The organism is Pseudomonas sp. EpS/L25 (assembly GCF_001512295.1).
In the GTDB taxonomy this organism is placed as follows: domain Bacteria; phylum Pseudomonadota; class Gammaproteobacteria; order Pseudomonadales; family Pseudomonadaceae; genus Chryseomonas.
In genome coordinates this window covers 1,343,970-1,357,441 of the sequence record NZ_LNUP01000002.1, presented here as the reverse complement: position 1 = coordinate 1,357,441, position 13,472 = coordinate 1,343,970, and the positions used below count along the sequence as shown (strand labels likewise).

The 13,472-nt window shown below is 67.5% G+C and carries 10 protein-coding genes; 8 read left to right on the top strand and 2 right to left on the bottom strand.

The window, feature by feature from the left end:
• The first annotated feature begins 157 nt into the window (after nucleotides 1-157).
• A complete protein-coding gene (gene rapA, locus AR540_RS07275; RefSeq protein ID WP_059227383.1) occupies nucleotides 158-2,992 on the top strand; it encodes an RNA polymerase-associated protein RapA in 2,835 nt (944 codons plus the stop codon).
• A 286-nt stretch (nucleotides 2,993-3,278) separates the two neighbouring features.
• On the opposite strand, the gene codA is transcribed toward rapA, so the two are convergent.
• Together codA and codB are read right to left on the bottom strand one after the other, a co-directional pair.
• Nucleotides 3,279-4,520 carry a cytosine deaminase gene (codA, locus tag AR540_RS07270; protein ID WP_059227381.1) on the bottom strand — a complete coding sequence of 414 codons (1,242 nt, stop codon included), beginning with the start codon at nucleotides 4,518-4,520 and terminating at the stop codon, nucleotides 3,279-3,281.
• A gap of 10 nt (nucleotides 4,521-4,530) precedes the next feature.
• Entirely contained in the window at nucleotides 4,531-5,793 is a 1,263-nt protein-coding gene (codB, locus tag AR540_RS07265; protein ID WP_059227379.1) for a cytosine permease, read from the bottom strand.
• A 200-nt stretch (nucleotides 5,794-5,993) separates the two neighbouring features.
• Here codB and AR540_RS07260 point away from each other — a divergent pair, with 200 nt between their 5' ends.
• From AR540_RS07260 to AR540_RS07230, 7 genes are all read left to right on the top strand, one after another.
• Nucleotides 5,994-6,911, top strand: coding sequence for a 3-hydroxyacyl-CoA dehydrogenase family protein (locus AR540_RS07260; RefSeq protein WP_059227376.1), 918 nt, complete (start codon nucleotides 5,994-5,996; stop codon nucleotides 6,909-6,911).
• A complete protein-coding gene (locus AR540_RS07255) occupies nucleotides 6,908-8,350 on the top strand; it encodes a sigma-54 interaction domain-containing protein (protein WP_059227373.1) in 1,443 nt (480 codons plus the stop codon). Before AR540_RS07260 ends, AR540_RS07255 begins: the two co-directional genes overlap by 4 nt.
• 257 nt (nucleotides 8,351-8,607) lie before the next feature.
• Nucleotides 8,608-10,002 (top strand): GntP family permease, encoded by a 1,395-nt coding sequence (locus tag AR540_RS07250; RefSeq protein WP_059227371.1) that lies wholly within the window; start codon nucleotides 8,608-8,610, stop codon nucleotides 10,000-10,002.
• 10 nt (nucleotides 10,003-10,012) lie between these two features.
• Nucleotides 10,013-10,765 (top strand): 3-hydroxybutyrate dehydrogenase, encoded by a 753-nt coding sequence (locus AR540_RS07245; protein ID WP_059227369.1) that lies wholly within the window; start codon nucleotides 10,013-10,015, stop codon nucleotides 10,763-10,765.
• A gap of 19 nt (nucleotides 10,766-10,784) precedes the next feature.
• Nucleotides 10,785-11,486 carry a CoA transferase subunit A gene (locus AR540_RS07240; RefSeq protein ID WP_059227367.1) on the top strand — a complete coding sequence of 234 codons (702 nt, stop codon included), beginning with the start codon at nucleotides 10,785-10,787 and terminating at the stop codon, nucleotides 11,484-11,486.
• 1 nt (nucleotide 11,487) lies between these two features.
• The gene (locus tag AR540_RS07235) at nucleotides 11,488-12,114 is read left to right on the top strand and encodes a CoA transferase subunit B (protein ID WP_059227365.1); all 627 of its coding nucleotides are present in this window, start codon (nucleotides 11,488-11,490) and stop codon (nucleotides 12,112-12,114) included.
• 13 nt (nucleotides 12,115-12,127) lie between these two features.
• Nucleotides 12,128-13,309, top strand: coding sequence for an acetyl-CoA C-acetyltransferase (locus tag AR540_RS07230; protein ID WP_059227363.1), 1,182 nt, complete (start codon nucleotides 12,128-12,130; stop codon nucleotides 13,307-13,309).
• The last annotated feature ends 163 nt before the right edge of the window (nucleotides 13,310-13,472 follow it).

Here is a 13,472-nt window from a genome sequence, read left to right as displayed (position 1 = left end):
TTACCACTCGTAAACTCCGCTTCCTCAGGCCTTTTCGCCTTGTTTGGCTCTAGCTCGCGAGATTTTGAACAGGCTCTGCGGCAAACAGCAGCTTGGGCTTATGACTCCGCTTTGGCTAAAATAGCCGGCTTTTTGATAGCAGGGGAGAAGCTTCTACATGGCGTCACATCAACCGGGACAACGCTGGATCAGTGACAGCGAGGCCGAACTGGGCCTGGGAACCATCCTGGCCCTGGACGGCCGCCTGCTCACGGTGCTCTATCCAGCCACCGGTGAGACGCGCCAGTATGCCCAGCGCAATGCGCCCCTGACCCGGGTGCGCTTCGCGCCGGGCGACGAGGTGACCCATTTCGAGGGCTGGAAGCTCACCGTGCGCGAGGTCTCTGAAGAGGACGGCCTGCTGACCTACCACGGCTTCACCGCCGAACGCGAAGCGCGTAGCGTGCCCGAGGCCCAGTTGTCGAACTTCATCCAGTTCCGCCTGGCCAGCGACCGCCTGTTCGCCGGGCAGATCGATCCCCTGCCCTGGTTCGGCCTGCGCTACCACACCCACGAGCACCGCAACCGCCTCTTGCAATCCAGCCTCTGGGGCCTCGGCGGCACCCGCGCCCAGCCGATCCCGCATCAGTTGCACATCGCCCGCAGCGTGGCCGACCGGGTAGCCCCGCGCGTCCTGCTGGCCGACGAAGTGGGTCTGGGCAAGACCATCGAAGCCGGCCTGGTGATTCATCGCCAGCTGCTCAGCGGTCGCGCCAGCCGCGTGCTGATCCTGGTCCCGGAAAATCTCCAGCACCAATGGCTGGTGGAGATGCGCCGCCGCTTCAACCTGGAAGTGGCGCTGTTCGACGCCGAGCGCTTCATGGCCAGCGAAGAGGGCAATCCCTTCGAGGATGCCCAGCTGGCGCTGGTCTCCCTGGACTGGCTGGTGCGCGACGAAAAGGCCCAGGATGCCGCCTTCGCCGCTGGCTGGGACCTGCTGGTGGTCGACGAAGCCCACCACCTGGTCTGGCACCCCGAGGGCGCCAGCCGCGAATACAGCCTGGTCGAGCAACTCGGCGAGGTCATCCCCGGCGTGCTGCTGCTCACCGCGACCCCCGAGCAACTGGGTCAGGACAGCCATTTCGCCCGCCTGCGCCTGCTCGATCCCAGCCGCTTCCACGACTTCGCCGCCTTCCAGCAGGAGTCCCAGCACTACCGCCCGGTGGCCGAAGCCGTGCAGGAACTGCTCGATGCCGGCGCCCTGAGCCCGGCCGCCCAGGACGCCATCGGCGGCTTCCTCGGCCAGGAAGGCGAGACCCTGCTGGCCGCCGCCGCGGCGGGTGATGCCGACGCCCGCGCCCGCCTGGTGCGCGAGCTGCTGGATCGCCACGGCACCGGCCGCGTGCTGTTCCGCAACACCCGCGCCGCGGTCAAGGGCTTCCCCGAGCGCGAGCTGCATGCGCACGCCCTGCCCTTCCCGGATGCCTATCTGGACGAAGGCGTCATGCCCGGCCAGTCGCTGCAGCCGGAAACCGAATTCGCCCCGGAAGACGACAACGACCGCTGGTGGCGCCACGACGGCCGCGTCGAGTGGCTGATCGACACCCTCAAGGCGCTCAAGCCGCACAAGGTGCTGGTCATCTGCGCCCGCATGGAAACCGCCCTGGACCTGGAAGATGCCCTGCGGCTGAAGTCCGGCATTCCCGCCACGACCTTCCACGAGGGCATGAGCATCCTCGAGCGCGACCGCGCCGCTGCCTACTTCGCCGACGAGGAATTCGGCGCCCAGGTGCTGATCTGCTCCGAGATCGGCAGTGAAGGCCGCAACTTCCAGTTCGCCCATCACCTGGTGCTGTTCGACCTGCCGGCCCACCCGGACCTGCTGGAGCAGCGCATCGGTCGTCTCGACCGGATCGGCCAGCGCCACACCATCCAGCTGCACGTACCCTATCTCGAAGGCAGCCGCCAGGAGCGGCAGTTCCAGTGGTACCACCAGGCGCTGAACGCCTTCCTCGCCACCTCGCCCACCGGCAGCGCCCTCCAGGCGCGCTTCGCCAGCGAACTCGACGAGCAGCTGGCCGGTGGCGACGACGCCACCTGGCAGGCGCTGCTGGAGCAAGGCGCCGAGGCCCGCGCGGCCCTGGAAGCCGAGCTGCACAATGGCCGTGACCGCCTGCTGGAGCTCAATTCCTCCGGTGCCGGCGCCGGCGAGCAACTGGTCGAGGACATCCTCGAACAGGACGACCAGTTCGCCCTGCCGATGTACATGGAAGAGCTGTTCAACGCCTTCGGCATCGACAGCGAAGATCATTCGGACAACGCCCTGATCCTCAAGCCCAGCGAGAAGATGCTCGACGCCGGCTTCCCCCTCGGCGACGACGAAGGCGTGACCATCACCTACGACCGCAACGTGGCCCTGGTTCGCGAAGACATGCAATTCCTGACCTGGGAGCACCCCATGGCCCAGGGTGGCATGGACCTGGTGGTGTCGGGCTCCATGGGCAACACCGCCGTGGCGCTGATCAAGAACAAGGCGCTCAAGCCGGGCACCGTGCTGCTGGAGCTGATCTACATCAGCGAGGCGGTGGCCCCGCGCGCCCTGCAACTGGGTCGCTACCTGCCGCCGCTGGCGATCCGCTGCCTGCTGGACGCCAACGGCAACGACCTGGCCGCCCGGGTGGCCTTCGAGACCCTCAACGACCAGTTGGAAAGCGTGCCGCGCACCAGTGCCAACAAGTTCGTCCAGGCCCAGCGCGACTCCCTGGCCAAGCTGATCGGCGGCGGCGAAGACAAGGCCCTGCCCCGTCATGAGGAACGCGTGGCCAAGGCGCGCCAGGCTTACCTGTCGGGCATGGACGAAGAGATCGCCCGCCTGGAAGCCCTGCGCGCGGTCAATTCCAGCGTCCGCCAGGACGAGATCGACCGCCTGCGCCAGCAACGCGAAGAAGGCCTGTCCTACCTGGACAAGGCCTCGTTGCGCCTGGAAGCCATTCGGGTGCTGGTGGCGGGCTAAGCTCGCTGCCAGTCCCAATCGCGGCCATGGGCCGCTCCTACAGCAGCCGGATATCCCGTAGGAGCGGACCGCCGTGGCCATGATCCCGATAAGCCGTAGCGTGGAAAACGGCGCAGCCTTTTCCACGGGAAGTTCGCCACTAGGGCTTCCCTCACCCAAGCCCTCTCCCGGAGGGAGAGGGAGCTAACCGCGCAGGCATCAGCTCCTTCAGCCCCGGCAAATCCCAAGCAGCAAACCCTTGTCGGTAGGTGCGTCCGCATTGGTGGACCGCCACGACCGCGGTCCGTTATACGTCCGCGAACTCCACCTGCGCCGGCCGGCGCTGCATCAGCACCTTGCCGTGGCGGATGGAGTACAGCGGCAGGCCCTGGCTGCGGACCATCTCGTAGTCGCTGTCGGCCGACAGCACCAGCAGGTTGGCCGGCCGCCCCTCCTCCAGGCCGTAGCGATCCCCCAGGGACAGTGCCTTGGCGCTGTTGACCGTGACCAGGTCCAGTGCCGATTGCAGGTTGCGATAGCCGAGCATGTGGCAGATGTGCAGCCCCGCCTCCAGCACCCGCAGGATGTTGCCGTTGCCCAGCGGATACCAGGGATCGACGATGGAATCCTGGGCGAAGCAGACGTTGAGCCCCGCCTCCAGCAACTCGTTGACCCGGGTCACCCCACGGCGCTTGGGAAAGCTGTCGAAGCGGCCCTGCAGGTGGATGCTCTCGGTCGGGCAGGAGATGAAGTTGATGCCGGCATGGGTCAGCAGGCGGAACAGCTTGGCGCAGTAGGCGTTGTCGTAGGAGCCCATGGCGGTGGTGTGGCTGGCGGTGACCCGGTCGCCCATGCCGCGGCTGCGGGCCTCTTCGGCCAGCACCTCGAGAAAGCGCGAGTGGGGATCGTCGGTCTCGTCGCAATGGACGTCCACCAGGCAGCCGCTGCGCTCGGCCAGATCCATGAGGAATTTCACCGAACTCACGCCCTGGTCGCGGGTGTATTCGAAGTGGGGAATGCCGCCGACCACGTCGGCGCCCAGGCGAATGGCCTCCTCCATCAACTCGCGCCCGTTCTTGAAGGACTCGATGCCCTCCTGGGGAAAGGCGACGATCTGCAGGTCGATCAGGTGGGCGGTCTCCTCGCGCACCTCGAGCATGGCCTTGAGCGCGGCCAGGGAGGGATCGGTGACGTCCACGTGGGTGCGCACGTGCTGGATGCCGTGGGCGGCCAGGGCCTGGATGGTGCGCTTGGCGCGGGTCTTGGTGTCTTCTTGGGTGATGGTGGCCTTGCGCTCGCCCCAGCATTCGATGCCTTCGAACAGCGTGCCGCTCATGTTCCAGCGCGGCTCGCCGGCGGTCAGGGTGGCGTCGAGATGGATATGCGGCTCGACGAAGGGCGGCGTCACCAGGTTGCCGGCGGCGTCGAGGTCGTCAGGACCCACCGCCGGCGGCATGAGCTGTTCGGCGATGGCGGCGATGCGCCCGCCTTCGAGGCGGATGTCGTACAGGCCTTTGCGGTCACGCAGGCGGGCGTTGAGGATGCGCATGGTGGAACTCCTAGAGCGAGGCAGGGGCAGTAGTGCGCCCCCGAGTCAGCCCATTGAACACGCCATAGGCCAGCGCCGCCACCCCGATGCCCACCAGGGGTGCCACCCAGGGCGAGCCGAAGGCAGCGACGGTGCCCAGACCATAGGCGGCCAGACCCGGCCAGTTGTAGTGCGGCAGACGGGCTTCGGCAAGCAGCGGATAGCGCCCGCGATGGCGCAGCCAGTAGTCGGCGACGATCACCCCGCCGATAGGTGGGATCACGGTGCCGAGCAGGACCAGATAGGGCACCAGCAGGTCGTACATGCCCAGCAGCGCCAGGGCGGTGCCGATCAGGGCGCCGGCGAGGGTCACCGTCTTGCGTCTGTCGGTACGCACCAGGTTGCAGCCGGCCACGGCGAAGTTGTAGATGGTGTTGTCCTGGGTGCTCCAGATGTTGAGCAGCAGCATGGCCAGGGCGGCGGTGGCGAAGCCCTGCAGCATCAACACCTCCACCACGTCGGGTTGCTGGTAGACGATGGCCCCATAGGCGCCGATCAGCACCATCAGGCCATTGCCGATGAAGAAGCCGATCAGGCTGGCCAGTACCGCTACCCGGGTGGAGCGGGCGAAGCGCGTCCAGTTGGTGGCCTGGGTGGCGCCACTGACGAAGGTGCCGAACACCAGGGTGATGGCAGTGGACAGGTCCAGGCTGGCACTGGGCGTGATCGCCAGCAGGCCGGCCAGGCCGCCGGCCTTGGCGGTGGTCACGCTCATGGACAGGATCAGCAGCAGCGCCATGGCCGGCACGGCGATCCAGGAAAGGATCTCCAGGCCGCGATAGCCGATGTAGGCGGTGGCGCAGAAGCCCAGGCCGAACACCGCCATCAGCGCCAGCACCGCGCCCTGCTCCAGGCCGAAGTACTTGCCCAGCACCACGGCAGCGATGGCCGTACCCCAGGCATACCAGCCGATCTGGGTGAAGCCGAGGATGAGGTCGCAGAGCTTGCTGCCGCGTTCGCCGAAGGCGAAGCGCCCCATCAGCACCGAATTGAGGCCGCTACGACAGGCGATATGGCCGAGGGCCGCGGCATAGAGTCCCAGCAGCAGATTGCCGATGGCGATCACCAGCAACAGGTCGGCGAAGCCGAAGGCCACGCCGAGCTTGCCGCCGGCGAACATGGTGGCGGTGAAGAAGGTGAAGCCCAGCAGCACCATGGCCAGGGAGGCCAGGCCCTTGCGGGCGTGGGGCGGGACTTCGCTCAGGGGATAGTCGTTACCTGGTGCTTCGCTCATGGCGCGTTCCTCGGAATGGGCATGGCTGTCTCCTAGCAGTGCCTGTGCCAGGCGGCGCGAGTCGGCATGCCAGACCGGTCCGGGTCGAGCGACGCAACGGCGCATGGCCCGCCTTTGGTGCACCCCGTTGCGCCCGTGCCTTGGCCGGGGGCGGTCAAGTGTGAGACGGTTGCCCCGGCTTTCTCTCAAGGATAAGGATCATGACCACGCCTCGCCTCGCCGTCCTCGGCTCCGGTCTCATGGGCATCGGCATCGCCGTGCACCTCGCTCGCCATGGCCATGCCGTGCGCCTGCAGGACGTCGACCCCGCCCGCCTCGCCGAGGTGCCGGCCACCGCCCGCACCCTGCTCGCCGAACTGGAAGAAGCGGGGATCACGGTGGACACCGAGGCCGTCATAGGCCGCCTCACGACGACCAGCGTCCTGGCGGACCTCGCCGACTGCGACCTGCTGTTCGAAGCCATACCCGAACGCCTGGAGCTCAAGCATCGCCTCTATGCCCAGCTCGAAGCCGTGCTGCGCGCCGATGCCCTGATCGCCAGCAACACCAGCGGCCTGCCACCGGACGAGCTGGCCGCGCAGCTGCGCCATCCCGAGCGGCTGCTGATCGCGCACTTCTGGAATCCACCGCATTTCATTCCCCTGGTGGAGCTGGTGCCCGGTACGGCCACCCTGCCCGCCCACCTGGAGTCCGTGCGCCAGCTCCTGGAAACCGCCGAGCTGGAAGCCGTGGTGTTGCAGCGAGCCATTCCCGGCTTCGTCGGCAATCGCCTGCAATTCGCCCTGTTGCGCGAGGCCCTGCACATCGTGCAGAGCGGCGCGGCCGATGCCGAGACGGTGGATCGGGTGATGCGTGCCTCCCTGGGCCGGCGCTATGCCATGGTCGGGCCGCTGGAGGCGGCGGACATGGGCGGGCTGGATACCTTTCGCGACATCGCCAGCCATCTCTGGCCAACCCTGGCGCGGAACGAAGCCCCGTTGCAGGTCTTGGCAGACCAGGTGGCCGCAGGCCGCACCGGGCTGCGCAGTGGCGCCGGTTTCTATGACTGGGACGCGGCGCGGCGCGAGCGTATCGTCCAGCGGCGCCTGCACCAGCTGCGCCATGCGTTGAAACCATGAGCAGCACGCCACCCGGCCTGCCAGGTCTGGAAGACTATGCCGGCATCCGCCAACGGGCGATCCGCTCGCTGTTCGAGATCATCGAGCAGACCAGCAACGGCACGGTGATCGTCGACCGCGAGGCGCGCATCGTCTGGATCAACCAGAGATACGCCCAGCACTTCGGCCTGCCGGATGCCGCCGCCGCCATCGGCCAGCCGGTGGAACAGATCATCCCGCACAGTCTGTTGCGCGAGGTGGCGCGCAACGGCCAGCCGATCCTGCTGGACATGCTGGAGACCCGCAGCGGGCCGCTGGTGGTGATGCGCCTGCCGATCCATACCGACGAGGGCGAGTTGATCGGCGCCATCGGCTTCGCCCTGTTCGACCAGTTGCAGCAACTGGCGCCGCTGGTGACCCGCTACCTGCGCATCCAGGAGGAGCTGGCCACCACCCGCCGCTCGCTGCAGCACGCGCGTACCGCCAAGTACGGCTTCGGCCACTTCGTCGGCAGCGGGCCGGCCAGCCTGGAGGTCAAGCGGCGTGCCCGCCGCGCAGCGGCCAGTGCGGCAGCGGTGCTGTTGCTCGGCGAGACCGGTACCGGCAAGGAGCTGCTGGCCCACGCCATCCACGGCGCCTCGCCACGCGCCGGGCGGCCCTTCGTCAGCATCAACGCCGCGGCCATTCCCGAGAGCCTATTGGAGGCGGAATTCTTCGGCACCGCACCGGGCGCCTTCACTGGTGCCGAGCGCCGGGCACGCCCGGGCAAGTTGCAGATCGCCCAGGGCGGCACCCTGTTTCTCGACGAGATCGGCGACATGCCGCTGGCCTTGCAGGCCAAGCTGCTACGGGTATTGCAGGAAAAGGAGTACGAGCCGCTGGGCTCCAACGAGGTGCTGGCCTGCGACGTGCGCATGATCGCCGCGACGTCCCGCGATCTGGACGTCGCCGTGGCCGAGGGACGCTTTCGCGCCGACCTCTACTATCGGCTCAACGTCTTGCCCATCCGCATCCCTCCGTTGCGCGAGCGGCTGGACGACCTGGCGGTGCTGGCCGAAGCCATCCTCGATGGGCTGCCCGCCGTGACCGGTCAGCCCACTCCCGAACTCACGGCCGACGGCCTGGCCCTGTTGCAACGCCAACCCTGGCCCGGCAACGTGCGCGAACTGCGCAATGTGCTGGAACGTGCCGTGTTGCTGGGTGACGACAGCCAGCTGGATGCCGCGGCATTGGCGGCGGCCCTGGGCGGCGGCCCTGCCATGCCGACGACTGCCGAGGCGATCGGTCAGCGAACCGGCGAAACCTATGCCGAAGCCCGCCAGCGCTTCGACCGGGAACTGTTCCGATCCACCCTGGCCGCCTGCGGTGGCAAGGTGGACGAAGCCGCCCGCCGCCTGGGCCTGGGGCGGTCTACGCTGTACAAGAAGTTGGTGACGCTGGGGTTGATGTCTCAAAATTGAGATGTATCCTAATATTGAGACATCCTGTAGGAGGGCCCATGGCCGCGATAAATCGTCAATCGCGGCCATGGGCCGCCCCTACAGGGTCCAGCTTTTGAGAAAACTTGCTGGCGATTGGCAGTCGGCAAAATAAAAATCCATATAAAACAATGATTTAAAAACCTGGCACGGTTCTGGCTCCCTCGCTCAGGCGATCCCTGTATCGCCCCTATAACAACAAGAACCGCTTCGCCACAGGCGAAGCTCTAGGAGAAGCCATGAGTGTCCTGATCGCACTCGCCGCCCTGGCGCTGCTGATGTTCGCCGCCTACCGGGGTTTCAGTGTCATCCTCTTCGCCCCCCTTGCCGCCCTTGGTGCCGTCCTGCTAACCGATCCGTCCGCCGTGGCGCCTGCCTTCACCGGGGTGTTCATGGACAAGATGGTGGGCTTTCTCAAACTCTATTTCCCGGTGTTCATGCTCGGTGCCCTGTTCGGCAAGCTGATCGAGCTATCGGGCTTCTCCCGCGCCATCGTCGCCGCGGCCATCCGCTTGCTCGGTCGCGAGCGGGCCATCCCGGTGATCGTCGCGGTCTGCGCCCTGCTCACCTACGGCGGCGTCTCGCTGTTCGTGGTGGTCTTCGCCGTCTATCCCTTCGCCGCCGAGATGTTTCGCCAGAGCGACATCCCCAAGCGACTGATCCCGGCGACCATCGCCCTGGGCGCCTTCTCCTTCACCATGGACGCTCTGCCCGGCACGCCGCAGATCCAGAACATCATTCCCACCAGCTTCTTCCAGACCACCGCCTGGGCCGCGCCCTGGCTGGGCCTGGCCGGCTCGCTGTTCGTCATCGCCGTGGGCCTGACCTACCTCGGCAGCGCCCGCCGCAAGGCCCGCACCGGTGGCGAAGGCTATGCCAGCGTACCGCTGCGCAACGAACCCGAGACCGCCGCCGACCTGCCGCTGCCCAATCCCTGGCTGGCCCTGGCGCCGCTGGTGCTGGTGGGGGTACTCAACGGGCTGCTGACCCGCTGGATTCCCGACTGGTATGGCGCCACCCATAACCTGGCCCTACCCGGCATGGCCAAGCCGGTGACCCAGGAGGTGGCCAAGCTGACCGGTATCTGGGCGGTGGAAGGCGCGCTGCTGGCAGGCATCCTGCTGGTGCTGGCCACCGGCTTCGGCGCCATCCGCGGGCGCCTGGCCGAGGGCAGCAAGACCGCCGTGTCCGGCGCCCTGCTGGCGGGGATGAATACGGCGTCGGAATACGGCTTCGGCGCGGTGATCGCCGCCCTGCCCGGCTTCGTGCTGTTCGCCCAGGGCCTCAAGGCCATCCCCGATCCGCTGATCAACGAAGCGGTGAGCGTGACCCTGCTGGCCGGTATCACCGGCTCGGCGTCAGGTGGCATGAGCATCGCCCTGGCCGCCATGAGCGACACCTTCATCGCCGCCGCCCACGCCGCCAATATCCCCCTGGAAGTGCTGCACCGGGTGGCGGCCATGGCCAGCGGCGGCATGGACACCCTGCCGCACAACGGCGCGGTCATCACCCTGCTGGCGGTGACCGGCCTGACCCATCGCGAAGCCTATGGCGGCGTGTTCAAGATCACCCTGATCAAGACCGTGGCGGTGTTCTTCGTCATCGCCCTCTACTACCTGACCGGCCTCGTCTAAGGAGACCACCATGGACCTCACCGGCAAGACCGCCCTGGTCACCGGCTCCACCAGCGGCATCGGCCTGGGCATCGCCCAGCGCCTGGCCGCCGCTGGCGCCACCCTCATCCTCAACGGCTTTGGCGATCCCGCTACGGCCCAGGCCAGCCTCGCCGCCCGGAGTGGCTTCCACGGCGCCGACCTGTCCAGGCCGGACGAGATCGAAGACCTCTTCGCCTACGCCCAGCGCGACTTCGGCGGCGTGGACATCCTGGTCAACAACGCCGGCATCCAGCACGTGGCGCCTGTGGAAGATTTCCCGGTGGAGCGCTGGGACGCGGTGATCGCCCTCAATCTCTCGGCCGTCTTCCACACCACCCGCCTGGCGCTGCCGGGCATGCGCGAGCGCGACTGGGGCCGCATCGTCAATATCTCCTCGGTGCACGGCCTGGTGGCCTCCACCGGTAAGGCCGCCTACGTCGCCGCCAAGCACGGCGTGGTGGGCCTGACCAAGGTCACCGCGCTGGAAACCGCCCGCACCGGTATCACCTGCAACGCACTCTGCCCGGGCTTCGTGCTCACCCCGCTGATCCAGCAGCAGCTGGACAGCCGTGGCAGCGACCCGGACCAGGCGCGTCGCGACCTGCTCAGCGAAAAGCAGCCGTCGCAGGATTTCGTTACCACCGCGCAGCTGGGCGAGCTGGCGCTGTTCCTGTGCAGCGATGCCGCCGCCCAGGTGCGCGGCGCCGCCTGGACCATGGACGGCGGCTGGACCGCCCAATAACGACAAGAGGATCTCCATCATGAACAAGCTCTATCCCAACGCCGCGGCCGCCCTCGACGGGCTGGTCAGCGACGGCATCACCCTGGCCGTGGGCGGCTTCGGCCTCTGCGGCATCCCCGAGGCGCTGATCGCCGCCCTGCGCGACACCGGCGCCCGCGAACTGACCGCCATCAGCAACAACGCCGGGGTGGACGGCTTCGGCCTCGGCCAACTGCTGGAGACGCGGCAGATCCGCAAGATGATTTCCTCCTACGTGGGCGAGAACAAGGAATTCGAGCGCCAGTACCTGGCCGGCGAACTGGAGCTGGAATTCACCCCCCAGGGCACCCTGGCCGAGAAGCTGCGTGCCGGCGGCGCGGGCATTCCGGCGTTCTACACCCGCACCGGCTACGGCACCCTGGTGGCCGAGGGCAAGGAGGTTCGCGACTTCAACGGCCAGCCCCATGTCATGGAACTGGCGCTGACCGCCGACGTGGCCCTGGTCAAGGCGCAACGCGCCGACAAGGCCGGCAACCTGGTCTTCAACAAGACCGCGCGCAACTTCAATCCGCTGTGCGCCATGGCCGGTCGCGTCTGCGTCGCCGAGGTGGAAGAGCTGGTGGAAGTCGGCGAGCTGGACCCCGACCAGATCCACCTGCCCGGCATCTTCGTGCAGCGCCTGGTGGTCAACGCCACCCCCGAGAAACGCATCGAGAAACGCACCCTGAGCGAGGAGAAGTAAGATGGCCTGGACCCGCGAACAGATGGCGCAACGCGCCGCCCGGGAGCTGCAGGACGGCTTCTACGTCAACCTCGGCATCGGCTTGCCGACCCTCGTCGCCAACTACATCCCCGCCGGCATGGACGTCTGGCTGCAGTCGGAGAACGGCCTGCTCGGCATCGGCCCCTTCCCCACCGCCGAGACGGTCGATCCGGACCTGATCAACGCCGGCAAGCAGACCGTCACCGCCCTGCCCGGCAGCAGCTATTTCGACAGCGCCGCCAGCTTCGGCATGATCCGCGGCGGTCACGTCAACCTGGCCATCCTTGGCGCCATGCAGGTGTCGGCACAAGGCGACCTAGCCAACTGGATGATTCCCGGCAAGATGGTCAAGGGCATGGGCGGCGCCATGGACCTGGTGGCCGGCGTGCAGCGCGTGGTGGTGCTCATGGAGCACACTGCCAAGGGCGCCCACAAGATTCTGCCGGCCTGTGACCTGCCACTGACCGGCGTCGGCGTGGTAGACCTGATCATCACCGACCTGGCCGTGCTGGAGGTGACCGAAGGCGGCCTGAAGCTGGTGGAGCTGGCCGAAGGCGTCAGCCTCGATGAACTGCGCGCCGCCACCGGCGCCCCCATCCAAGCCTGAGGAGACCCCTACCATGCAAGACGTCGTCATCGTCGCCGCCACCCGTACCGCAGTCGGCAGCTTCCAGGGCTCCCTGGCCAACGTACCCGCGGTGGAGCTCGGCGCGACCGTCATCCGCGCCCTGCTGGAGCAGACCGGCGTGGCGCCAGCGCAGGTGGATGAAGTCATCCTCGGCCAGGTGCTCACCGCCGGCGCCGGCCAGAATCCGGCGCGCCAGGCAGCGGTCAAGGCTGGCCTGCCCCATGAGGTACCGGCCCTGACCCTGAACAAGGTCTGTGGCTCCGGCCTCAAGGCGGTGCAGTTGGCCGTCCAGGCGATCCGTTGCGGCGACGCCGAGATCGTCGTCGCCGGCGGCATGGAGAACATGAGCCTGGCGCCCTATGTGCTGCCCAAGGTGCGCAGCGGCTTGCGCCTGGGCCATGCCGAGCTGGTCGACTCCATGATCAGCGATGGCCTCTGGGATGCCTTCAACGACTACCACATGGGCCAGACCGCGGAGAATCTGGTGCAGAAGTACGGCATCAGCCGCGAGGCCCAGGACGCCTTTGCCGCCCGCTCCCAGCAAAGAGCTGCGGCGGCGGTGGAGTCGGGGCGTTTCCGCGAGGAGATCACTCCGGTGTTCATCCCCCAGCGCAAGGGTGATCCTCTGGCGTTCGAGACCGACGAAGGCATTCGTGCCGATACCACCGCCGAGGGCCTGGCCCGGCTGCGACCGGCCTTCGCCAAGGACGGCAGCATCACCGCCGGCAACGCCTCCAGCCTCAACGACGGCGCCGCTGCGGTGCTGGTGATGAGTGCGGCCAGGGCTGCCGCCTTGGGCCTGACGCCGCTGGCCCATATCACCGCCTATGCCAGCGCCGGGGTGGACCCGGCGATCATGGGCATCGGCCCGGTGTCGGCCACCCGCAAGACCCTGGAAAAGGCCGGTTGGCAGCTGGCCGACCTGGACCTGATCGAGGCCAACGAAGCCTTCGCCGCCCAGGCCCTGGCGGTGGGTCAGGAGTTGGGTTGGGATGACGACAAGGTCAACGTCAACGGCGGCGCCATCGCCCTGGGCCACCCCATCGGCGCCTCGGGTTGCCGCGTGCTGGTGACCCTGCTCCACGAACTGCGCCGCCGTGACGGGCGTCGAGGCTTGGCGACCCTGTGCATCGGTGGCGGTCAGGGCGTGGCGCTCGCGGTGGAGCGGCGGTAGCCGATTGATGATTTTATCGCGGCCATGGGCCGCTCCTACAAAAGCATCAATCCCTGTAGGAGCGGCCCATGGCCACGATCAGACCCTCAACGTGAAAACCCGTGGAAAAGGCTTCGCCGTTTTCCACCCTACTGCCGATGTTTCCCAAAAAAACAACAACAAA

Coding starts and splice junctions, on each gene's coding strand:
- AR540_RS07230 (WP_059227363.1), top strand. CDS start 12,128: ATGCAAGACGTCGTCATCGTCGCCGCCACCCGTACCGCAGTCGGCAGC.
- AR540_RS07245 (WP_059227369.1), top strand. CDS start 10,013: ATGGACCTCACCGGCAAGACCGCCCTGGTCACCGGCTCCACCAGCGGC.
- AR540_RS07250 (WP_059227371.1), top strand. CDS start 8,608: ATGAGTGTCCTGATCGCACTCGCCGCCCTGGCGCTGCTGATGTTCGCC.
- AR540_RS07255 (WP_059227373.1), top strand. CDS start 6,908: ATGAGCAGCACGCCACCCGGCCTGCCAGGTCTGGAAGACTATGCCGGC.
- AR540_RS07240 (WP_059227367.1), top strand. CDS start 10,785: ATGAACAAGCTCTATCCCAACGCCGCGGCCGCCCTCGACGGGCTGGTC.
- AR540_RS07260 (WP_059227376.1), top strand. CDS start 5,994: ATGACCACGCCTCGCCTCGCCGTCCTCGGCTCCGGTCTCATGGGCATC.
- codB (WP_059227379.1), bottom strand. CDS start 5,793: ATGAGCGAAGCACCAGGTAACGACTATCCCCTGAGCGAAGTCCCGCCC.
- codA (WP_059227381.1), bottom strand. CDS start 4,520: ATGCGCATCCTCAACGCCCGCCTGCGTGACCGCAAAGGCCTGTACGAC.
- AR540_RS07235 (WP_059227365.1), top strand. CDS start 11,488: ATGGCCTGGACCCGCGAACAGATGGCGCAACGCGCCGCCCGGGAGCTG.
- rapA (WP_059227383.1), top strand. CDS start 158: ATGGCGTCACATCAACCGGGACAACGCTGGATCAGTGACAGCGAGGCC.